The organism is Shewanella marinintestina, assembly GCF_023283845.1.
Lineage (GTDB): Bacteria > Pseudomonadota > Gammaproteobacteria > Enterobacterales > Shewanellaceae > Shewanella > Shewanella marinintestina.
In genome coordinates, this window is record NZ_JAKILC010000004.1 from 234,799 (window position 1) to 257,027 (window position 22,229).

General features: G+C 45.3%; 13 protein-coding genes and 1 riboswitch. Of the genes, 11 read left to right on the forward strand and 2 right to left on the reverse strand.

Going from position 1 to position 22,229, the window contains the following annotated elements:
* The first annotated feature begins 53 nt into the window (after positions 1 to 53).
* A riboswitch (glycine riboswitch) is annotated at positions 54 to 199 on the forward strand.
* A 206-nt stretch (positions 200 to 405) separates the two neighbouring features.
* From L2747_RS06390 to L2747_RS06410, 5 genes are all read left to right on the forward strand, one after another.
* Positions 406 to 1,785 carry an alanine/glycine:cation symporter family protein gene (locus L2747_RS06390; protein WP_248998249.1) on the forward strand — a complete coding sequence of 460 codons (1,380 nt, stop codon included), beginning with the start codon at positions 406 to 408 and terminating at the stop codon, positions 1,783 to 1,785.
* Between the two features lie 359 nt (positions 1,786 to 2,144).
* Positions 2,145 to 5,819 carry an ATP-binding protein gene (locus L2747_RS06395; RefSeq protein WP_248998250.1) on the forward strand — a complete coding sequence of 1,225 codons (3,675 nt, stop codon included), beginning with the start codon at positions 2,145 to 2,147 and terminating at the stop codon, positions 5,817 to 5,819.
* On the forward strand, positions 5,819 to 6,472 hold the full coding sequence (locus tag L2747_RS06400; RefSeq protein WP_220782437.1) for a condensin complex protein MksE: 654 nt from the start codon (positions 5,819 to 5,821) through the stop codon (positions 6,470 to 6,472). Before L2747_RS06395 ends, L2747_RS06400 begins: the two co-directional genes overlap by 1 nt.
* 1 nt (position 6,473) lies before the next feature.
* Positions 6,474 to 7,694: a phosphoenolpyruvate carboxylase gene (locus L2747_RS06405; protein ID WP_248998251.1), complete on the forward strand. Its 1,221-nt coding sequence runs from the start codon at positions 6,474 to 6,476 to the stop codon at positions 7,692 to 7,694.
* A gap of 459 nt (positions 7,695 to 8,153) precedes the next feature.
* Entirely contained in the window at positions 8,154 to 9,404 is a 1,251-nt protein-coding gene (locus L2747_RS06410) for a dicarboxylate/amino acid:cation symporter (protein ID WP_248998252.1), read from the forward strand.
* A gap of 65 nt (positions 9,405 to 9,469) precedes the next feature.
* Here the strand turns inward: L2747_RS06410 and L2747_RS06415 are convergent, their stop codons facing one another.
* Both L2747_RS06415 and L2747_RS06420 read right to left on the reverse strand, forming a co-directional pair.
* A complete protein-coding gene (locus L2747_RS06415) occupies positions 9,470 to 10,852 on the reverse strand; it encodes a sigma-54-dependent transcriptional regulator (RefSeq protein ID WP_248998253.1) in 1,383 nt (460 codons plus the stop codon).
* A gap of 99 nt (positions 10,853 to 10,951) precedes the next feature.
* On the reverse strand, positions 10,952 to 12,961 hold the full coding sequence (locus L2747_RS06420) for an ATP-binding protein (RefSeq protein ID WP_248998254.1): 2,010 nt from the start codon (positions 12,959 to 12,961) through the stop codon (positions 10,952 to 10,954).
* A 402-nt stretch (positions 12,962 to 13,363) separates the two neighbouring features.
* Between L2747_RS06420 and L2747_RS06425 the strand changes: the two genes are divergently transcribed.
* From L2747_RS06425 to L2747_RS06450, 6 genes are all read left to right on the forward strand, one after another.
* Entirely contained in the window at positions 13,364 to 15,154 is a 1,791-nt protein-coding gene (locus L2747_RS06425) for a flavocytochrome c (protein WP_283107208.1), read from the forward strand.
* 1,163 nt (positions 15,155 to 16,317) lie between these two features.
* Positions 16,318 to 17,322 carry a BMP family lipoprotein gene (locus L2747_RS06430; protein WP_248998255.1) on the forward strand — a complete coding sequence of 335 codons (1,005 nt, stop codon included), beginning with the start codon at positions 16,318 to 16,320 and terminating at the stop codon, positions 17,320 to 17,322.
* 143 nt (positions 17,323 to 17,465) lie between these two features.
* The gene (locus tag L2747_RS06435; RefSeq protein ID WP_220780283.1) at positions 17,466 to 19,055 is read left to right on the forward strand and encodes an ABC transporter ATP-binding protein; all 1,590 of its coding nucleotides are present in this window, start codon (positions 17,466 to 17,468) and stop codon (positions 19,053 to 19,055) included.
* Positions 19,052 to 20,182, forward strand: coding sequence for an ABC transporter permease (locus tag L2747_RS06440; RefSeq protein ID WP_220759097.1), 1,131 nt, complete (start codon positions 19,052 to 19,054; stop codon positions 20,180 to 20,182). The genes L2747_RS06435 and L2747_RS06440 overlap by 4 nt, the downstream gene beginning before the upstream one ends.
* Before the next feature lie 3 nt (positions 20,183 to 20,185).
* On the forward strand, positions 20,186 to 21,151 hold the full coding sequence (locus tag L2747_RS06445) for an ABC transporter permease (RefSeq protein WP_248998256.1): 966 nt from the start codon (positions 20,186 to 20,188) through the stop codon (positions 21,149 to 21,151).
* A gap of 649 nt (positions 21,152 to 21,800) precedes the next feature.
* On the forward strand, positions 21,801 to 22,088 hold the full coding sequence (locus L2747_RS06450; protein WP_069535322.1) for a hypothetical protein: 288 nt from the start codon (positions 21,801 to 21,803) through the stop codon (positions 22,086 to 22,088).
* Positions 22,089 to 22,229: the final 141 nt, after the last annotated feature.

Here is a 22,229-nt window from a genome sequence, read left to right on the forward strand (position 1 = left end):
TAAGCCAAACAAAGCACTCTTTCAGGTGCCACTTAGTGGTGAGGACTGTTACTGGACGAGCCTCTGGAGAGACTGTGAGCAATTAAGTGTTCGTTTGCTTAATCGTCACACAGCGCCGAAGGCGAAAGTGTAAACTCAGCTATTAAACCCAGCTATGAGATTACGCGAAACGCTCAGGCAAAAGGACAGAGGAGAGGATGACTGTGTTAGTTATTTATCGTAACTACATAAGGTCACTGTCGTTTGTCGCTGCGCCTTTTCTACTATAGGTTAACTTTTGTTAGCTTAGGTCGACTCATTCGCTAGTTGCATTCGTAAGTGATTAGCAACAGCCATTTCTTTTCCTCCTCCGATTATTAATAACTCTAATTACAGAGTTTTGTTGTTTAATACTCGAGGAATACCATGAATTTTCACGCGCTTTTAGCCGATATCAACGCCATTGTCTGGGGACCAATCACCCTATGCCTTTTGGTAGGAACCGGTTTATATCTCACTGTTCGACTCAAACTTATTCAAGTCTTTAAGCTGCCTATGGCACTGGGTTTACTGTTTAAACCCGCAAGCGGTAAGGGCGACTTATCATCTTTTGCGGCGCTTTGTACTGCGCTGTCTGCCACCATTGGTACTGGTAACATCGTTGGTGTGGCAACCGCCATTAAAATCGGTGGTCCGGGTGCACTATTTTGGATGTGGCTAGCGGCCTTTTTTGGCATGGCGACCAAGTATGCCGAATGTATGCTGGCGGTAAAATATCGCACCACCGACGCTAAAGGTAATATTGCTGGTGGCCCAATGTATTACATTGAGCGCGGACTCGGGCTTAAATGGCTAGCTAAAATCTTTGCTATTTTCGGTGTAGGTGTGGCGTTTTTCGGTATTGGTACTTTTGCGCAGGTTAATGCCATTAGTGATGCTATGACTATTGCCTTTGAAATCCCATCTTGGGTGACAGCGGTGGTTCTGACCTTAATGGTCGCGGCAGTCACATTAGGTGGCGTTAAGCGTATTGCTAATGTGGCGCAAAAGCTAGTGCCAACCATGGCGCTGGGTTATGTACTGGCCTGTATGTGGGTATTGTTTACCTTCTCTGATCAAATCTTGCCAGCATTTGAGTTAGTCCTGCACTCAGCCTTTACCCCAATCTCTGCAGCGGGTGGCTTCTTAGGGGCAACCGTTGCTCAAGCATTACAAATAGGTATTGCGCGCGGCGTATTCTCTAATGAATCAGGTCTAGGTAGCGCGCCAATTGCCGCAGCAGCGGCTAAGACAAACGAACCGGTAGAGCAGGGGCTAGTCAGCATGACGGGTACCTTCTTTGATACGATTTTAATTTGTACCATGACAGGTTTAGTACTGATTATTACTGGTGTTTGGAGTGGTGATACCGCAGGTGCTGCTATGACCAGCGCCGCGTTTGCAGCCAGTGGCTCAGAAGTGATTGGTCAATATGTGGTGACCATTGCACTAGTGTGTTTTGCCTTTACCACCATTTTAGGTTGGCATTATTACGGTGAACGCTGCTGGTATTACTTAACGGGTAGTCGCCTTGGTGATAACGGCATTAAAATCTATCAGTTTACCTTTTTAGGTCTAATTGCCGGTGGCGCATTTATTCACCTCGATTTGATTTGGATGCTAGCGGATACGGTAAATGGTTTAATGGCCATTCCTAACCTGATCGCGCTGATTGGTTTACGTCATGTGATTTTAAAAGAGACTCGTAAATATTTTGCTAAACAGCAAGCGATTGCTGCACAAAGTGTGTTAACTCAAAAAAGTTAGTCACTGTGTGTATTTAAATTCGCAAGGCTAATAATAAGCCCGCCTCATTAACCGTGAGGTGGGCTTTTATTTTGAGAGGCTTTAAAGTTATTGCTACAAGCTGTCGCTTGTTAACTGCCGATTGATTGAGCATTAAAATGCCTCAAAATCGCGTATCATCTCGCTTCTGTAATTTGGTCACTTAAATAGCTGTCTTGACGCCATTGGCGCAATTGCCAAGCGCCACGCTTTCCTTTAATTTAGTGACCATCACCATATATTATAGATCTAACACTAGACCTAAAATTAGACCTAACATTTTTAGCTTAATGTAAGCCCACAGGGATTACATTAAGGCTCTGTTTGGATTAAGGAATGCAATGCCAAGCTTAAATCGCATCATACTTATCGATACCCATCTACCGGGAGTGGTAGAGCTGGCTCTGGATGGCCACACCAATATTTGTGGTACTAACGCGTCGGGTAAAACCACATTGCAGCGTTTGGTACCGGTTTTCTATGGTGAATATCCAAGCCGAGTGGTGCCTTCAACCCGTGATAGTTTTGAGCGCTGGTACTTGCCGCATGATTCAAGCTTTATCATCTATGAGTATATTAAGGCAGACGGGCTAGCGTATCAGGCGGTATTGGCCTCAGCGGGAGACGGCAAAGGCGTAAATTATCGCTTTATCGCCAAAGGCTTTGAGCTTGATGATTACATTAAGACCAAGCAGGGCGACAGCATTCAGTGTTTCACCATGGCAGAGCTTGGCCGTGAGATGAAACGCGCTGGTGTGGCGGTAACTAACCTGCTAAACACCCGTGAATTTAGAGCGATTATCCAGAACGATCGCGCATTATTAAGCACAGGCAGTAACCGTACAGAGCTGCGTAACTATGCGCGCCAGTTCTCTTTGTGTGAGTCTGAGCACTCACTGCGCCACATCGAAAAGCTAGCTAAAGCGGTGCACTCGAAAGAGGGCAAGATGGAAACCATCAAATCGATGATCGCCGCCATCTTAGAAGAGGACGGAGTGAACCCGCCAAGCTCACGTTTAAATCCTCAGCGCGTTGAAGCATGGATCCGTGAAAGCCAGTTAATCCAAGGCTTTGAGCAAATTCGTCCTGAGTTTGAAAAGCTTGAGCAAGAGTTTAATCAACTACTTAGCACCGAGCAGCGCTTGGCCAGTTTGCGCCGTGGTTACAGTAAAGATGAAACCACCGAAATTGAGCGTCAAGAGCATCACCAAGATTTGTCTAAAGCGCTAAACGCCAAGCTGCGTCAACTCGATGAAGAGTGGAAAGAGCAGCGCGACGAGCTTAACCTTGATTTATCTGCTGCTAAAGGTGACGTGGCTAAGTGCGAGCATGAGCTGGACTCGATTGAAGATCAGCATGCTAACTTTCAAGATGCTGATATTGAGCAAGCCAAATTAGATTTAGAGCAGCTACCGAGCTGGCGTGGCAGCCTAGAAAACCTAAGCGAGCGCCATAAGCTGCAAACTGAAAAGCATCAAGATATTGAGGCGGCTTATAATGCCCGCCGCAGCAAGATTGGCGAAGGCCTAAACCGTGAGCTAGAAAACTTGCATCAAGAGCAAGATAGCCTGCGTGAGTCTCGCGATAAGCAAAGAGAAGTCGGCCGCAGTGAGCTGGCTGAACTTGAGCAAGAGTGGCGTGAATCGACTGAAAAAGGTCAAGCTCAGTTTAGCGAGCAAGCCTATCAGCTAAAAGTGAATGCCGCCGAGCTAAAAGTGCGTATTGATAGCGTGACTTACTCTGAAGAAGAAAAGCTGTCACTGGCTGTGTTCGACGAGCGTATTTCTCGTGCTGATGAAGACCAAGAAGCTTGTAACGCCAAGGTGGATCGCTTAACCAGCGAAGAGCGCAAGCTTAGAGCTAAGCGCGACCAAGCAAATGAGAGTCTGCGTGTTGCTGGGATTCGCGTAACTGAGCGCCAAAGTGAGCTTGAAGAGCTACAACATATCTTGTTCCCGCAGTCGCATACGTTACTGGAGTTTTTACGTAAAGAAGCTAACGGCTGGGAAAATACCTTAGGCAAGGTGATTAACTCAGAACTGCTGCACCGTAGTGATCTGCACCCAAGCATTAGCAGTGAAAACATCGAGGCCTTATACGGTATCGCACTGGACCTAAAAGCCATCGATGCCCCTGAGTATGCCGCCTCTGAGCAAGAGCTAAGAGTTAAACATGCTGCCGCTGAAGAGGCACTGTCTAGCGCCAAAGAGCTACAAGGCGAAGCGGAAGATATCCTAGTTGCTAGCAATACTGAGCTAGATAACTTACTGCGTGAGCTGACCTTTGCCCGCACCGCTTACAAGAATAGCCGTGACGATCTGCGCCGCTTATTTGATGACAAGCGCGCTGAGCAAGAAAAGATCAACCAAGCGCTGAATGAGCGCAAAGCAGCATCGCAAAAGCAACTGGCGCGCATTGATAGCGATATCAAGCAACTACAAGCGCAGCAGCAAGAGTGGCTTGAAGAGCAAAGAGAGCAAGCGCTAGAAGCGCGCATGGAGAAAAATGCTTACTGGCAAGAAGTGGTTGGCGCGTTAGACAATCAACTTGGACAAGTCAAAGCCAATATTCAAAACCGCCGTGACCACGCCGCAAGCGAGCAAAAAGCCTGTGAGCAGTGGTACAAGAATGAGCTTAAGTCTCGCGGTGTCGACGAAGCGAAAATCGTTGCCCTTAAAGCCGATATTCGCACGTTAGAGAGTAATATCAGCAAGGCTGAGCAGCGCCGCAGCGAAGTGCTACGTTATGAAGACTGGTATCAGCATACTTGGCTTAAGCGTAAGCCTAAGCTGCAATCTGAACTCAGCAAGGTTAAACACGCAAGTCTTGATTTAGAGCAGCAACTTAAGAGTAAAGCTAACGAAGTTAAAGCTCAGCGTAACGAGCTTGATGGTGAGCGTAAGCAATCTGATGCGGTGCAAATTGAAGCGTCTGAGAACTTAACCAAGCTACGCAGCGTGATGCGTAAACTGAGTGAGCTTAAGCTACCACCGAATAATGATGATGCGCAGGGCAGTTTGTCAGAGCGTTTGCGTCAAGGTGAAGACCAGTTATTAAAGCGTGATTCAATGATGGGCTCAGTAAAGCAATATGTTGAGCATTTCGACTCAGTCATTGCCAGTAAATCAGGTTCAGGTCTGTCTGAAACCTGGGAGCGTGCCCGTGAAGAATCAAGCTTTGTAAACGACAAAGGCATCCGCATTCTCGATTACCGTAAGCTAGTGCCACAACTTGAGCAGCTGCTCAACGTGATGGTGCCGCAATCGATTATGGCACTGCGTGAGCAGGGACGTATTTTCGGTGTCGACTTAACGGCATTCTACGATGTACTGGCGGATATCGATCGCCGTATCGCCTCGCAAAGTGCGCGCATTACCCGTGAAGTGGGTGAAGAGTTGTTCCTTGATGGTGTCTCTGAGTCAGCAGTTAAAATCCGCTCGCGCATTAGTGAGCTTGAATTCTGGCCTGAGCTTGAGCAGTTTGTTAAAGCCTTTAAGCGTTGGAAAGCCGACGGCTTTAACGACTTGCCGGGTGAGGATTACACCAACAGCATGCGCCGTGCATTAGATATTATCGGCCGCGCAGCATTGTCTGGTGGTATTGCCAAACTGCTGGAGATTGAGTTGCGCCTCAAAGAAGGTAACAGTGACTTAATTATTCGCACCGACAGACAGTTAAACGAATCATCGAGCCACGGTATGGCTTACCTGATTTTATGTAAGTTCCTACTGGCGTTCACCCGTTTACTGCGTGGCCGCGCTGACGTCACCATTCACTGGCCGATTGATGAGCTAGGCACCTTACATCACGGTAACGTGAAGAAGATTTTTGATGCCTGTGAAAACAACAATATCTCAGTACTGGGCGCGTTCCCGAATCCTGAATCTGAGGTACTAAACTTGTTTGCTAACCGTTACATCATCAACAAACAAACGAAGAAACTACAGGTAGTTAAGCCTCAAGTTAATCCTATCGCCGATAAACTTAATCAGCGTCGTACTCAGGAGGCCTTGTAATGAGCCAAGTAACCGAAACCGCCATTGTAGGGACTAGTGCACTCATTGAGCGTCTGTTGAAAGGGCAGTTTATCTGCCGCACGACTGATGAAGACGGTTGGCGCGCACTGAAAAGCCCATCGACCCGTGAGCATGTTGAGCAGTACTTAAATCAGATCAATCGCACCATTGGCTCTGCCGGTGAAGGCGAAGTGTTTTTCTGTGGCTACCAGCAGTTAGGCGACAGCGAGCGCAAGGTCATTTCATCGCAGTTTAAAGATATCTGTAATGCGCTTATCCCGCTGGTGGAATGGTTAGTGTTAGTGCAAGAGGGCAGCGGCCAAGATGCGCCGTTGTCTGAAGGGGTTGCGGTACGCTTAACTGAGCTGCAAACCCGTATTGAAGACACGCCAGCGTTTCGTGAGCAGCTAGCTAAAATCAGCCATTACCGCTTATTTGGCTCAACCAGTACCAATGTTGATGCGCAAATTAAGTTGGTGTTTAAGCGCCTAGTCGAGCTGGGGTATTTAACCCGCCCTAACAGCGAAAAGCAGATCTATATCGCTACCGGTAAGCTCGATTACTTGTACGAAGTGATCCGCTTTATTGATGAAACGGAAGGTCTGAGCCTTGAAGCCCAAGCAGAAACCGCTACCCAAAGGGATTTGATCTAATATGAGCAGTAACTTGCATCAAGCAGGCGTTAAGCTGCTCAAGCAGTTAGGGCGTCATGCTGAGCTGGTGATGGACGTGTATTTGTCCGGCTCAGTTTCTATCGATGAGACTAATGCTCAAGCCATCGATAAGCTGCAAAAGAGCGATATTCTGTGGCGACCAGAGCCAGAGCAGGAGCTGCGCCTTAAGCGTTCAGTGCGTGCTTTGCTGGAAGAAGCGTTAAGCGATGAGCGTAATCGTCAAATTGACTCTAATGTGGGCTCATCACTGGCGACGATTAAGACCTTGGCAGATCACTATAAAGAGGCGCGTCACAACGTCGATTTTAGTGCATCAGAAGCTTACCTTGCCGATTTAAGCGAGCATGTTTATAGCTTTGCCGATGGCCTGCGTTATTCGATTCGAGTGTTGTGGAGCCGGATTAACAACGAGTTTGGTTATGTGGGTAGCATCAACGCTAAAATTCGTGAAAACGAGTTAGCTCAGAGCCAAGTGTCAGAGCTGCTAAACGGTTTAGAGATGTTCCAGTTTAGTGAACTCGGTGAAATTGCCGGCGATACCCGTGAGCTACGTAAGTTACTGGTGACAACACTGCAAGAAACCTTGAGTGACTGTACTCAAGAACTCAGTGTGGTACAGGCGCGCTTACTTGAGCTACTGGGTCGTTTCCGTCAAATACGTGGCCGTACCCGTTTGCTAAAAGGTTGGCTGCTATACACCGACTTGCATCCAGATTATAAGCCTGCCGATCACGTTAGCCATAAGCAGTTACCTGCACTGTTTAATATTGCCGAGCCCTTGTTGGCGCCTGCGGCAGTGGATGTAAGCAACCATAGTTTAGAGCCTGAGCTGTTTGAGATTGTCTCTAATATCAAACGTATCGACCGTTTACATGATGTGAGTACGGTGCGCGAGCAAGACGTATCGGTCGATCTCACACAAGCTGAAGACTTTGATATTCCAGATAACCCACTAAAGCTAGCGGTAGATGGTTATTTCTGTGCGGTGATTGACTCAGGTAAGAGTCAGTCAGCGCTGGATTACCTGGATGAACATGAGCTACCTTGGGATAGAGAGTCATGGTTGTATCAAGTGATTTGTGGCTATGAGGGGCTTCCTGAGGAGCACCGGAGCTACTTTGAGCTCGAACATATCGGTGAGCCAGATCCAGTCTATACCGGTAACTTCATCATCAAAGATGTCGAGCTATGGCTGGCATAGTCCCGCTAATGTGACTAGAAAGTGTGACTAAAAAAGCACCTATTTAAAGGTGCTTTTTTTATGAGCATTAATCGGTGGTTTTAAGCTGTGGCAGCGTTTAATCTAACTTTCACAGTAGTTGTGTAGTGTTAAGTTTTTAAAGTTCTCATCATTTTGGTGTTTTAAACTATCTGATTTTTAAGTTTCTGTGGTTAAAATGCTGCCATTTTGTTGCTGTTGTAAAAGTTGTGCCTAAGTGTAGTTTGTTGTTGTTTTGCTTATCTCATTGTTTTTGTTTGATTTATTTTAATGCTAAAAGCTTGGTTACACAGCTGTTTCAAAAACTAATTTCAGCTTTTGCATTGTAATTTTTGCCAGCATGTTTCACTATCCCTGCCACAACGAGATAGAAATCAAGTTTCTATCAACATTGAAGGCAATAAAAGGCATGCGCTAAGACATGTCTAATAAGGCAAGCAAATGAAAAAATCACTTTCGACACGGATCTTTATTGGTCTGTTCTCTGGGCTTATTTTCGGCTCAATCATTCAATACTTCCTCGCTGACATCAGCTTATTTTCTGGCACCATCGTTGACTTAGCCTCAGGCGCAGGCACCATGTTCGTTAATATGATCATGATGCTGGTAGTGCCGTTAGTTTTCGTCAGTATCGTCTGCGGCGTGTGCGAACTGAAAGATCTCAACAGCTTTGGTCGCTTAGGCGGCAAGACATTCGGCTTCTACATTATCAATACCTTAGTCGCTATTTTCGCAGCATTAGGCGTGGCGTTACTGCTGGCACCGGGTAAAGGCGTTGATATGTCAAGTAATGGCGGCGTAGATATCGTAGCCACTGAGTTGCCTAACTTAGTAGAACTAGTGGTGAGCATAGTGCCAAGCAACCCGATTGCAGCGTTTAGCTCGGGTAACATGTTACAAGTTATCTTTATGGCATTACTATTGGGTGGCGTTATCAAGTCACTGGGTGAGACAGCACAAAGCGCAGTTAACGGATTCCAAGTTGCCAACAAGATTATGATGAAGCTGATTAGCGTTGTTATGCAGCTTGCGCCTATTGGTGTATTCGCACTTATGCTTAAGTTAGGTGCTACATTAGAAGCGGCAATCTTTGGCAGCGTGGTGGAATACCTAGTGCTAATCCTAGGTTTATTATTACTTTGGATTTTCGTTGTGTATCCATTTGCAGTAGGCGTGTTTACTCAGGTATCGGCGAAAGAGTTTCGTGCTAAGACCCGTGAGCAAATCCTGTTTTCGCTATCGACTGCTAGCTCAAATGCAACCATTCCAGTGACGATGCGCACCTTAACCGAGAAGCTTGGGGTTAATCGTTCCGTTGCAGGTTTTGGCGTGCCACTCGGTGCTACCATGAACATGGGCGGTGTATCGATTTACATCACTATCGCAATCTTCTTTGTGGCGAACGCGTTTGGTGCTCCTATTACTATGGAGCAGCTACCGGCCTTAATGTTCAGTATCTTCTTACTATCAGTTGGCGCAGGTGGCGTACCGGGTGGCGGCATGGTGATGATTGGCGTGCTGATCCATCAGATGGGCTTACCTGTTGAAGCATTTGCGATTGTGGCGGCACTGGATCGTCTAATCGATATGGTACTGACTTCATGTAACGTAGTGGGTGACACCGCAGTATTGACGATTGTTGATGAAACAGAAAAGTCAAGCGACGCAAAACTCGCAACCGCTGAAGCTTAAATTGTTTAAGTGACTGATTAAAAATGCCAGCATTATGCTGGCATTTTTGTTTGTTGCCCCAGAGCTTATTTCTCTTTAGTGATGCGGCGGCTGAGTGCACTTTGGCTAATACCTAGCATCTGCGCTGCAGCGGTTTGGCTATTGGCGGTGCGGTTCATTGCCTCTTGGATCAGTGCATCACTCATTTGCGCCAGTGTTGGTAGGTTCTTGGGGAAAATAATCTGGTCGCTGTCGCTGCTAACATTCGACTTGCTGAGGTTTATCGCTTCCATAAAAGGAGTGATATTCAGCGCGATGCCATCACTGCGGCTTACCGCGTCAAACACCATGCCTTTTAGCTCATGTAAGTTACCCGGAAAGTCATATTCAGATAACTGCTGCGCAAGAGAAGTGGGTTGCTGTGGCTCCGATAGACCCATCTCTTTGGCTGCAAGCGTAATAAAATGATTAATCAGCATCGACAAATCGAGCTTACGCTGCCTAAGTGGTGGTAGCTTTATGGTGTGCGAGCGCAAGCGATACAGGAGATCACTTCTAAACTTTGCTGCTTGATTCAATGCTAATAAGTCATGCTGGGTCGAGGTGATAATTTTACACAGCACAGGGTAGGCTCTATCACTACCGAGCGGGTAATACTGTTTATGCTCAATCACATCGACAAGTTTGGCCTGCGCCTCAATCGGTAAGTCGCCAATTTCATTAAGATATAGCAAGCCTGACTGTACTTGATGCAGTACACCCGCCTGAGCACTGACTTTACCGTCATCATCTGTGTGTAGCTGACCAAATAGCTGCAACTCAAACGCTGAAGTGCTAATACCTGCAAGGTTAACATTGATAAATGGCGCGTCAGGGCAAATCAGTTGATGGCAAGATTTCGCGAATTCATCTTTACCTGTGCCGCTTTCTCCTTGGATCAAAATAGGCTCTGGGCTTAATGCCACCGCTTCTAAGTATCTAAATTGGTCTAGTAGAGCTGGTTCACAGGTAAGGATGTTATTAAACACTTCTGGTCGATTGAGTGTGCGACTTAAAAAACTTTCTTTAATGCGCAAGTAGTTGCGCTCAAGCCCGACAACTTCTATGGCGCGACGCACGGTGCGGGCAAGATCCTCGACTTTATCGGTTTTAATAAAGTAGTCATACGCGCCGTTTTTAATGCAGCGCACTGCGGTGTCGACTTCGTTTACGCCAGTGACAATTAATACCCGAGTCTTAGGAAACTCACTGCGGATCATTTCTAGCAAGTCTTCGCCAGAGTGAAACGGCATGGTTAAGTCAAGCAAGACTAAGGCGTAGTCACCGGTTTGTAGGCGGCTCATCACTTGGCGGCTATCAACACAAGTATCTATTTTAGCTTCCGGTACTAGGCGGTTAAGTGTAATTGATAGCGTACGTAGCCACGATGCTTCATCGTCAACAAGGAGAATATTTCTAGCAAGTTTCATGTTGATAGCAATCCTATTAAATATGTGTTCGAGCCTTTCAAGCTTGTTAATTTAAGGCGCAATAATGAGTCGTTTCCGCTTTGCTTGTTAGTCACAGTATTAATACTCCAACGGAAAGCGAATTTTAATCACTGTTCCTTGGCCAAGACGTGAGGAGATCTGCATATCGGCTTTATGTTCTTTAATAATGCGACTGCATACAGATAACCCTAGTCCCGTGCCACCACTTGAGCGGCGAGTGGTGAAAAACGGTTCGGTAATTCTTTGCAAGGTCGCTCGGTCCATGCCTGCGCCTTTGTCACTCACTATCAGGCAAATATGATTATCTTCCACCGCCGTTTTGATATTGATGTGCTCGACATTGTCGTAGTTATCAGCGTCTAGCTTAATAGCGTGGCAGGCATTTTGGATCAGGTTAATTAATACTTGATGCAGCTGCTGAGCATCACCAATCACAATCGGGCTTGGATGGAGCAAGTCAGTAGCCACATTCAATATTTTTGTTTGGTTAGCAGTAAGGCGTAGCGATACTTTTACCACTTCATTAAGGCAAGTAGGCTGATAATCATTGCTGAGCGTAGGTCGTGCATAATGCTTTAAATCGTTTACGATACGGCTTATACGTTCAGCGCCTTCATTAATAGATTGGCTGCTCAAATCGAGCTCGGCCATTGCACTGTCGGGTGTCATGCCGGCAATGGTCCAAAATGGATTTTGTCTTTGATAGCTGTCACTAGCCTCATTGAGATCTCTGAGTGCATCGTTAATAAAAGCAACGGAGTGAATAATGATCCCTGTAGGGTTATTAATCTCATGGGCGACACCCGCTGAAAGCTCACCAAGTGATGCCAAGCGGCTAGCCTCGTCATTGGCTTGGCGCAGCCGATGTTGCTCTGTGGCCTCTTCAAGCAAAATGACGACTTGTTTGTCACTGATAGGGTGTAACTGTAACTGCCAGTATTGGTCGTTAATCTGCATATCTGCAGTTTGCGATTTTTGTCCCTGTAGTGCCTCGGCTAAGGCGAGGTTAAGATCAAAACTTTGACCATCTATATAATGAAACAACGGGTTATTGAGAAGGTCGTTATTATTGTCGTTACTCCACAGACACTCAGCATCTTGGTTGTAAAGTGTTACACCATGGGGAATACCGTCGAGTACTGACTGAAACTGTTTTGATATATTTGAAATTGCCAGTTCAGCTTTTTTACGTTGAGCCAGTTCTACTTTTAATGCTTTAGAGCGTTTACGTAGACTCAAGCTAATAAAGCCCGTGAGTAACATACCAATGGCCGACATTAAACTGACAAAAATCGCCAACGACAACATTCTGCGTTGAGCCGAGTTTAAGTCGACTTTCTCACGGCCAGTACCAAACCATTTATTCACTAAACGATCATACTCACCAGAGAGTTTTAGCTGTCTAAGTGCGTCGTTGATTTGCGTCATCAGCTCGGCATTTTTATAGTTACTGACAAAGTTAAACGCACCGTAAATCAGCGGATCACTAGAGCTTCTAATTGACGGATACAGCGGCATTAATCGCCTAGCAACAAAGTTTTCGGCAATCACCACATCGACTTCGCCTTTAATAAGCAACTGAAAGCCGGTTTCATATAAATCTACATCAACGCGAGTAAAGTCTTGCTCTTTACCTGAGATATACACATCAACAAAGGCGCCTTTCTTAATTGCGACACGCTTACCGACTAAATCAGCCCAGCCGTTAATAAAGGATTTACCTTGCAGGGTATAGGCCTTGGCGTGAGTAGCATAAATAGGATCTGACTGGCTTAAGGTACGGTCAATGGTAATTGGGCTCACTACGGCAATGACATCAATCAAGGAGTCACGGTTATGGACGTCAGTGAGTAGCTGTTGAAAGCTTTTGCGGCGGATAACAATACGTTTGCCTGTAAGCTGACCAATACGGTCCATAAGTTCGAGGTTAAAACCTTGGTCAACACCATTATTACGCCACTCTAAAGGTGCCGTTTTAGAATGAACACCAAAGACAATGCTTTGTTGTTGCTGGTGGTCTTCAGCGTGAGCGGCCAAGGCGAATGCGAATAGCCCAAGCGCGCAAAATAAGTTAACAAATATTTTCATAAAGGAATCTTAGCATGCGCTTATACAAGATAACTGTGCGGGGTTTCTCGCTTTTAAAGCAATTCAAGTTGGCTACTAATCGTATTGAGCCCTTGGTTTATCTGGCTTTTCCAATTTGAGTCATTAATTGCAGAACACTGAGCAGAGTTTGTGATCAAGCTAACCTAAGGTTATGCATTTTTGCATAACTGCTAATGAGATTATGCATGTTTGCATGAGCCATTTTGTAAGCTGTGATCGAGTGTTCAGTTTCAATCGCAATTCAACACATGCTGTTGCTGGGTTATCTCGATAGGCAGACAATTACCTCGAATTGAGTATTTAAGACAGCGTAATGACTGTCGAATATAACGTGATAGCTTTTGCGCTGCTGCAGGCAGCAATACAAGGCGAGGAAATGAGATGAAAAACTTTAAAAAAGCAGTGTGCATCGCAACACTTCTAGGTTCAGCAGGCTTTATGTCTAACGCGATGGCTGCTGACAATCTAGCTGAATTCCATGGTGAAAACCAAGAGTGTGATAGCTGCCACATGCCAGATGGCGAGCTTTCAAACGACAGCTTAACTTACGAAAACGAACAGTGTGTAGCTTGTCACGGCACACTAGCTGAAGTTGCTGAAGAAACTAAACATGAGCACTACAACGCTCACGAATCTCATTTCCCTGGCGATGTGTCTTGTACGTCTTGTCACAGCGCTCACGAAAAATCGATGGTTTACTGTGATTCTTGCCACAGCTTCGACTTTGACATGCCTTACACTAAGAAGTGGGAACGTCATGAGCCAAGCATCGATGAACTATTAAAAGACCAGTCAGACCGTCAAGCAGCGCTAGCTGAAGCACCACGTGACACTGTTGATGTTGTCGTTGTTGGTTCTGGTGGCGCAGGTTTCTCTGCTGCAGTATCTGCACATGATCACGGCGCTAAAGTGATTCTAATTGAAAAAGAGCCAGTGATTGGTGGTAACGCTAAACTTGCTGCCGGTGGTATGAACGCAGCTTGGACTGATCAGCAAAAAGCTAAAGGTATCAAAGATAGTGTTGAGTCTATGTACAAAGACACTATGAAAGGTGGTCGTGACCTAAACGAGCCAGAGCTAGTAGAAGTATTGACTTCACACTCTAAAGGTTCAGTTGATTGGTTAACTGGCATGGGTGCAGACCTTAATGACGTAGGTCGTATGGGTGGTGCTTCTGCTAACCGTTCACACCGTCCAACAGGTGGTGCTGGTGTTGGTGCTCACGTAATCCAAGTGCTTTACGATAACGCGGTTAAGCGTGACGTTGATATGCGCATGAACACGCGTGGTATTGAAATCCTTAAAGACGACAAAGGCAATGTTAAAGGCCTACTTGTTAAAGGCATGTACAAAGGTTACTACTGGATTAAAGCTGACGCCGTTATCCTAGCAACAGGTGGTTTTGCTAAGAACAACGAGCGCGTATCAAAGCTTGATCCTAAGCTAAAAGGCTTTATCTCTACTAACCAACCTGGTGCGACTGGTGACGGTATCGACGTTGCAAGCAATGCCGGCGCGGCGATGACAGATCTACAGTACATTCAGGCTCACCCAACATTATCTGTTAAAGGTGGTGTGATGGTAACTGAAGCGGTTCGTGGTAACGGTGCAATCTTGGTTAACCGTGAAGGTAAGCGTTTCGTAAACGAAATCACGACACGTGACAAAGCTTCTGCAGCTATCTTGAACCAAACTGGCAAGTCTGCGTTCCTAATCTTTGATGACTCTGTACGTAAGTCACTAAGTAAGATTGATAAGTATATCGGTCTAGGTGTTGTTCCAAGTGCTGACTCGCTAGTTAAACTAGGAGACATGACTGGTATTGATGGTAAGAACTTAACTGAAGCTGTTGCGCGCTACAACAGCCTACTTAAGAGCGGTAAGGACACTGACTTTGGTCGTCCAAACCTACCTCGTGCCCTTAACGAAGGTAATTACTACGCAATCGAAGTGACTCCAGGTGTTCACCACACTATGGGCGGCGTGAAGATTGACTCTAAAGCTGAAATCATGGACGCGAAGAAGCAAGTTATCCCTGGCCTATACGGCGCTGGTGAAGTAACTGGTGGTGTTCACGGTGCTAACCGTCTAGGTGGTAACGCTATCTCTGATATCGTCACCTTCGGTAGAATGGCTGGTGAAAACGCAGCGGCTTACTCTAAGAAGAACTAGTCGAAAAAGAACTAACTTTTCTAAATGTTAGTTTGATAAAGGTTAGCTTCAGAGTTTCTCTTAAAGTTAACCTTTAAATAGGAAGCCTTCATCTTACAGATGGAGGCTTTTTTTGTATTTGTAGCTTAAGAGGCAATTGCAGTGGTGCTGAACTGCGCATAGAAATAAATGGGTCAGAGTAAACATATAAACACCTAGCTTAACGTCCCCGAATTAACTAACAGAAAACACCCATTCCCCATCGAAGTTGCCGAAATGCGTAAATGAAAATGCCGTGGAGTCATCATGGATGATGGCTCAGGCTCAGCGGGACATGGATGTCCCATCTGAGCCGTTAGGCGATTTTTATTGAAGTATGAGGATCAACAACTTCGTCGGGGGCGGCAGGGGAGATGAAAGAGGGGATTGCTGTTGATCCCCTCTTTCCCGAGTGTGAGCTGGAAGCTCACGACTTTGGTCAGGCGTAGCCTGATGCGTTACCAATGTGGCATAGCCACGATCTTTATCAAGCGAAGCTTGATTGTTTCAAGTAACAGTTAGACTTAACCTAACTGACCATCAAATTAGGTGGCTCAGTCGCCACCATGACGACGAAAATCCTGATGTATCTCAAACAAACGAAAAATTAGTAAAAATATTTTTTGTTTTTAATATTGGTTTAACGCTTGTTATTTGTGTAAAAAAATTACCTGTTGGCTATGGGGATGCCTAAAAACAGTTGTTTTAACTTTAAGTTTAGTAACTTTTATTCATTAGCTATATTGTTCAAAATATAGAACAATGTGACTACTGCTTTTTGTTTTTATTCGTTTGGTTCATTTTATCTGCCTGTATTTCATTGGAAACCCCCTCTAAAACCCTCTAGTTGCTGTTCTATTTGAAAGATAATGTGTGTGGTATTTGCGTTCTGTTATTTGTTCGAGGTTTTGTGTGATTTAAAGTGTGATTTTGCGCAACTTAAGGCGATTTTTTGTATTAAAAGTACAAATAGCTACTTGGCATCTTTGGTTGATTTATGGGCTTTAGGGGCACTAGTAATCCTATTCATAGCTGCTGTAAGCTCTGGTTTCTTGATCTTAAATGATGGCTTCTAGCTTGGGGTTTTCACTGCTTAGAACTGTCAATAATACCAAAAATAATACTTATACCTTATAAGGACGAGAATGATGAAAATCCTGAGCGCTACTGCTGCTGCAGTCACTCTAGCAATGTGTTCGTTTGCGGCTACAGCTGCAGACTTTAAGCCTGCTGTTGCTTTTGATACAACGGGTAAGTTCGATAAATCTTTCAACCAAGCCGTTTACCAAAATGGTGTATTGAAGTTTAACGAAAGCTCAGATATTGAAGTGCGTGAATTCGTACCTTCAAATGACGCGCAGCGTGAGCAGGGTCTTGAGCGTCTAGCGCGCCGTGGCTTTAGCCCAATCGTTGTTGTTGGCTTTATGTATGGCTCAGCACTTGAGAAAGTGGCTAAGAAATACCCTGAAACTGAATTCGTCATTATCGACTCAGTAGTTGATCTGCCAAATGTTAAATCACTCGTGTTCAAAGAACATGAAGGTTCATTCCTTGTAGGTGCACTTGCTGCGATGAAGTCTGAAACCAACAAGATTGGTTTTGTTGGCGGCATGGATATTCCGCTAATTCGTAAGTTTGCTTGTGGTTACGAGCAAGGTGCTAAGTTCATCAGTCAAGATGCTGAAATCTTCCAAAACATGACGGGTTCTACTATTGCTGCATGGAATGACCCTGCTCGTGGTGCTGAACTTTCTAAGAGCCAGTTCACTAAAGGCGCTGACGTAGTATTCGCAGCTGCGGGTGGTACGGGTGTTGGTGTTTACCAAGCAGCTAAAGACGAAGGTAAGTACGCGATTGGTGTTGATTCAAACCAAAACTATATCCACCCAGGCGTGATGCTAACTTCTATGGTTAAGCTGGTTGGTGTTGCCACATTTGAAGTATTTAAAGATGCACAGAAAGGCGAGTTTGTAGCTGGTATTGATAGCCGTGGTCTAGAAGAAAATGGTGTTAACTGGGCACTTGATGAGCATAACCGCGCACTAGTGACTCCAGAGATGGAAGCAAAGCTTGCTGATATCACTAAGAAAATTATTGCAGGTGAAATTGTTGTTCATGACTACATGAAAGACAACAGCTGTAAATACTAAGCGGTATTAACATAGATAAAGCTCTCCAGTTTATGACTGGGGAGCTTTGTTGTAAGTGGTAATTTTTAAGAGTTAATTTTCTATTAATTCAATATTTGATCAATGTTTAGTCATCAATGCCTGCTTAGGCATTTGAGATAATTATGACCATGTCTACATACGCAAAAGAAAAATCCGATGAACGTCCCACAGCACTTGAGCTTCGTGGTATCGACAAAAGATTTGGCGCTGTTCACGCCAACAAAGATATCTGCTTAAAAATTCCTGCTGGCACCATTCACGGTATTATCGGTGAGAACGGTGCAGGTAAATCCACCTTGATGAATATCATTTATGGTTTCTACACCGCTGATAAAGGTGAGATCCTAATTGATGGCGTTGAGCGCAAGCTAGCGAACTCTAAAGAGGCCATTAGTTATGGCATCGGCATGGTGCACCAGCATTTTATGTTGGTTGATAACTTCACCGTGCTTGAGAACGTTATTTTAGGTGCTGAAGAGGGCGGTTTACTTAAGCCGAGTCTTAGAAAAGCGCGTAAAGAGCTTGAGCGTTTAGCCAAAGAGTATCAACTTGATGTGCCACTCGATAGCCTAATTGAAGAGCTTTCGGTTGGATTACAACAACGTGTTGAGATCTTAAAAGCGCTATATCGCGGCGCAAAAATACTGATTCTAGACGAGCCAACAGGTGTACTGACGCCACAAGAAACTGAACACCTATTCCATATTTTTGATGCCTTGCGAGCGCAAGGGGTCACTATTTTACTTATCACCCATAAGCTGAAAGAGATCCTCTCGGCGACTGACAATGTGTCAGTAATGCGCCAAGGTGAAATGGTTGCTCACAGAGAAACTGCTCACACCAATAAAGAAGAACTCGCTGAGTTGATGGTTGGCCGCAAGGTTCGCCTACAAGCTGAAAAAAGCGATGCTAATCCAACTGAAGTATTGCTTTCAACCCACAACCTTACCTATACCGATTCAATGGGTGTTGATCGCCTTAAAGATGTGTCGATTGAAATTAAGGCTGGTGAAGTCGTAGGCGTTGCAGGTGTCTCTGGTAATGGTCAATCAGAGCTATTAAGTGCACTCGCTGGGCTTATCACACCAACGCGTGGTTCAATTAAGATTGCCGATAAGGTGATTGATGCCAATAACCCAACTTGCGCCGATGGTATGCGTCAATTAAAGGTTGGTCACATACCAGAAGATAGATTGGTCATGGGCTTAATCAAGACTTTCAGTGCTGAAGAGTCTGCCATTCTTGGCCATCACAATCAGTCGCAGTACAACGGCCATTTATTTAATAAGCCAAAATTCATTACCTCTGAATGTAAGCGCTTAATGGATGAGTGGGACGTTAGACCGCGTGATCCTAAGCTGAAAAGCTCACTGTTTTCTGGCGGTAACCAACAGAAGCTGATTATTGCCCGTGAAGTAGATCAAGACCCAGATATTTTGCTGATTGGTCAGCCGACCCGTGGTGTTGATATCGGTGCGATTGAGTTTATTCATAAACGCATTATTGAGTTAAGAGAGCAGGGTAAAGGGATCTTACTGGTATCTGTTGAGCTAGATGAAGTGATGTCGCTTGCAGACCGAATAATCGTGATGTTCGACGGCCATATTGTGGGTGAGATTGATGCCAGCAAGGCTGATGAGAAAACCTTAGGAATGATGATGGCAAATATTCTGCCTGATGAGCTAGCTGCGGATAACGGAGGTCAGTTATGAACGACTCTAAAATCCCATCTTGGGTAAACATTTTTGTTTTGCCTCTGATTAATATCATGTTTGCGTTTGCGTTTGCTGCGGGTATTTTTATTGCGGTTGATGTAAACCCGATAGAAGCAGCTGGGGTGATGGTACGAGGCGCACTTGGTTATCAAGAGGGCATTGGTTACACACTTTATTACGCGACTAACTTTATCTTTACCGGTTTGGCTGTAGCAATGGCATTCTCTGCCGGCCTATTTAACATTGGTGGTGAAGGCCAAGCCTATATGGGCGGCTTAGGTGTCGGACTGGCGTGTTTAGCGCTTGATAGTACCTTGCCTTTCTGGGCGTTGCTGCCGATTACTATGCTTGCCAGTATGTTGTTTGGTGCGCTGTTTGCGCTGATCCCGGCATACTTACAGGCGTACCGTGGTAGCCATATCGTTATCACCACCATCATGTTTAACTTTATTGCTTCAGCGTTAATGGTTTACCTACTGGTAAACGTACTTAAACTTGAAGGACAAATGGCGCCAGTATCACGCGTATTTGATGAAAACGCGGGTTTACCTATGTTCCATGAGATCGCAGCATGGTTTGGTTTCTCGTTCTCACAATCTCCAATGAACCTAAGTTTCTTTATTGCGCTTATCTGCTGTGTACTTGTATGGGCACTGTTGTGGCGCACTCGCTGGGGTTATGCCATTCGTGCAATGGGCGCAAGCCCAAGTGCAGCCGAATACGGCGGCATTAGCTACAAGAAGCTGATCATTGTAGTGATGCTTATCTCTGGTGCGCTATCAGGCATGATGGGCTTGAACGAAGTACAAGGGTACAGCCAGCAGCTTAAACTCGACTTCGTTGCCGGTTATGGCTTCACTGGTATTGCGGTGTGTTTGATTGGCCGTAGTCATCCGATAGGGATTATTTTGGCGAGTATTTTATTTGGCGTGTTGTATCAAGGCGGCGCAGAGTTGTCATTTGATTACCCGAATATCGACCGTGAAATGATCCAAGTAGTGCAAGCATTAGTGGTACTGTTTAGCGGCGCATTAGCATTAATGCTAGTGAAACCGACTGAGAAGCTATTTGTGTTTCTTAATCAAAAGAAAGCAGCCATCGGCAGCGTTAAGGCGGAGGCATAAATTATGTTTGAGAATATCATTCTAATCTTAGATGCAACGCTACGTGTATCGGCGCCGCTTATCTTAGCTGCACTGGCCGGACTTTTCTCTGAGCGCTCAGGTATCGTTAACATCGCCCTAGAGGGCAAGATGCTCTCTGCTGCCTTTGCCGCAGCGGCAACCGCAACAGTCACAGGCTCTGTGTGGCTTGGTCTGCTTGCGGGCATAGGTGTTTCGGTGATGCTGTCGTTGGTACATGGTTTTGCGACTATTACCCACCGCGGCGATCAAATCGTATCTGGTGTAGCCATTAACATGCTAGCTGTAGGCTTAACCGTTACCTTGGGTCGTTTCTGGTTCGGTTTAGGTGGGCAAACGCCAGCACTAACTGATGATTCACGCTTTACTGCTATCACCTTACCATTTGCAGACGCATTAGCCGATGTACCAGTTATTGGCATGGTTTATAGTCAGCTAATATCAGGGCACAACTTCTTAGTGTATCTGTCGCTGTTTGCTGTACCAGCCGTTTACTGGGTCGTTTATAAAACCCGTTTTGGTCTGCGATTACGTGCAGCCGGTGAAAACCCACATGCGGTAGATACCGCTGGTATTTCAGTTGCGTGGATCCGCTACCGAGCATTGATTATTGCCGGTGTATTAGCGGGTATGGCAGGGGCTTACTTATCGACTGCACACAGTGCCGGCTTTGTACCGAACATGAGTGCAGGTAAAGGCTTTATCGCGTTAGCGGCGTTGATTTTTGGTAAGTGGAAGCCAGTACCAGTATTGTTTGGCTGTTTACTGTTTGGTTTCTTAGACGCGATTGCAATTCGTCTGCAAGGTGTTGAGTTACCGTTAGTTGGCGAAATCCCAGTACAAGCGATTGAGGTATTACCTTATATCCTGACTGTCTTGTTACTAGCAGGCTTTATTGGCCGCGCAGTAGGACCAAAGGCGATTGGTAAACCTTACGTAAAATCACGCTAGGTTTCGCTAGCGATAGCGTGGTTTATCGTTGTTGAAGTCTCGTTAATTTTCGCTAATAACGAACTTTTCGATTGAGATTAAAGAGTTTACTTGAGCTGATATATTGCATATTTGGCTCAGTAAACTCTTTTTGTTTTCTAACCGAAAACAGGGGGTTATCAGGCTGCGCCTGAGCTTAATGCAATCAAACTTCGTTTGATAAAGGTCGTGAGCTTCCAGCTCACACTCGGGCAAGAGTGGGACAACAGCTTCCCCCTCTTGCATCTCCCCAGCCGCCCCGACGAAGTTGTCTCCCTCGTACTTATGGATAAATCGCTAACGCTTCCGATGGGGCATCCTGCCCCGCGAAAGCTACGCCGACATCCATGTCGGCATCACGCGATTTATTCCAACGTACTTCGGCAACTCCGATGGGGATTTGGTGTTTTCTGTGAGTGTTGTGGCTCATTAATCACTAGATAGAAGGTAAGCAAACTGGGTGACGCACTTTAACCAAAGATGTATTGGATACAATTATTGAGGATGACGTTTAATGTATTGTTATTGTTTGATTTTCATTGAATAATGGTCTGTGCGCTTTTTCAGCAAGCATCGGCGAAATGCGCGAGCGTCATATTAAAATGTTAGGCAAATCTAGGAAACAACTACGATGAAGATGATTTCATATTGGAAAAACATCGAAGAAATACACGAAGATGATGGTTTGGTTTTGATTGTAGGGTGGTACGATCATAAGCATGAGTACAATGGTGGACAGAAAAGTTTAGGCGTCCATTGGGGAACATATCCTCAATCAAGAGGTATTTTGAGTCCTTGTGTTATTCCCAAAGAGACAAGCGATGCAATGTTATCTGGCTTATTGCATAAAGCTGTTACCGAGAATAACAAAGGTCTAATTCAAAATATTACTAAAGCTATTGAGTTTCTAAATAGTTAGTATTAGTTGGCTGGTAGTGTCTAAGTTCAGATAAACGTTGAATGAATTTGCCTAACAAACGCTTTAAAACGGATTCGCAACGCGTGGCATTTTCATCATGCGTTGATTTTCGTGATTTAGGTGGTGTGCGGAAACACTGTA

Excerpts from the sequence above, each read along its gene's own strand:
- L2747_RS06405 (WP_248998251.1), top strand. The coding sequence starts at position 6,474 with ATGAGCAGTAACTTGCATCAAGCAGGCGTTAAGCTGCTCAAGCAGTTA.
- L2747_RS06395 (WP_248998250.1), top strand. The coding sequence starts at position 2,145 with ATGCCAAGCTTAAATCGCATCATACTTATCGATACCCATCTACCGGGA.
- L2747_RS06415 (WP_248998253.1), bottom strand. The coding sequence starts at position 10,852 with ATGAAACTTGCTAGAAATATTCTCCTTGTTGACGATGAAGCATCGTGG.
- L2747_RS06425 (WP_283107208.1), top strand. The coding sequence starts at position 13,364 with ATGAAAAACTTTAAAAAAGCAGTGTGCATCGCAACACTTCTAGGTTCA.
- L2747_RS06400 (WP_220782437.1), top strand. The coding sequence starts at position 5,819 with ATGAGCCAAGTAACCGAAACCGCCATTGTAGGGACTAGTGCACTCATT.
- L2747_RS06390 (WP_248998249.1), top strand. The coding sequence starts at position 406 with ATGAATTTTCACGCGCTTTTAGCCGATATCAACGCCATTGTCTGGGGA.
- L2747_RS06430 (WP_248998255.1), top strand. The coding sequence starts at position 16,318 with ATGATGAAAATCCTGAGCGCTACTGCTGCTGCAGTCACTCTAGCAATG.
- L2747_RS06445 (WP_248998256.1), top strand. The coding sequence starts at position 20,186 with ATGTTTGAGAATATCATTCTAATCTTAGATGCAACGCTACGTGTATCG.
- L2747_RS06450 (WP_069535322.1), top strand. The coding sequence starts at position 21,801 with ATGAAGATGATTTCATATTGGAAAAACATCGAAGAAATACACGAAGAT.
- L2747_RS06420 (WP_248998254.1), bottom strand. The coding sequence starts at position 12,961 with ATGAAAATATTTGTTAACTTATTTTGCGCGCTTGGGCTATTCGCATTC.
- L2747_RS06410 (WP_248998252.1), top strand. The coding sequence starts at position 8,154 with ATGAAAAAATCACTTTCGACACGGATCTTTATTGGTCTGTTCTCTGGG.
- L2747_RS06440 (WP_220759097.1), top strand. The coding sequence starts at position 19,052 with ATGAACGACTCTAAAATCCCATCTTGGGTAAACATTTTTGTTTTGCCT.
- L2747_RS06435 (WP_220780283.1), top strand. The coding sequence starts at position 17,466 with ATGACCATGTCTACATACGCAAAAGAAAAATCCGATGAACGTCCCACA.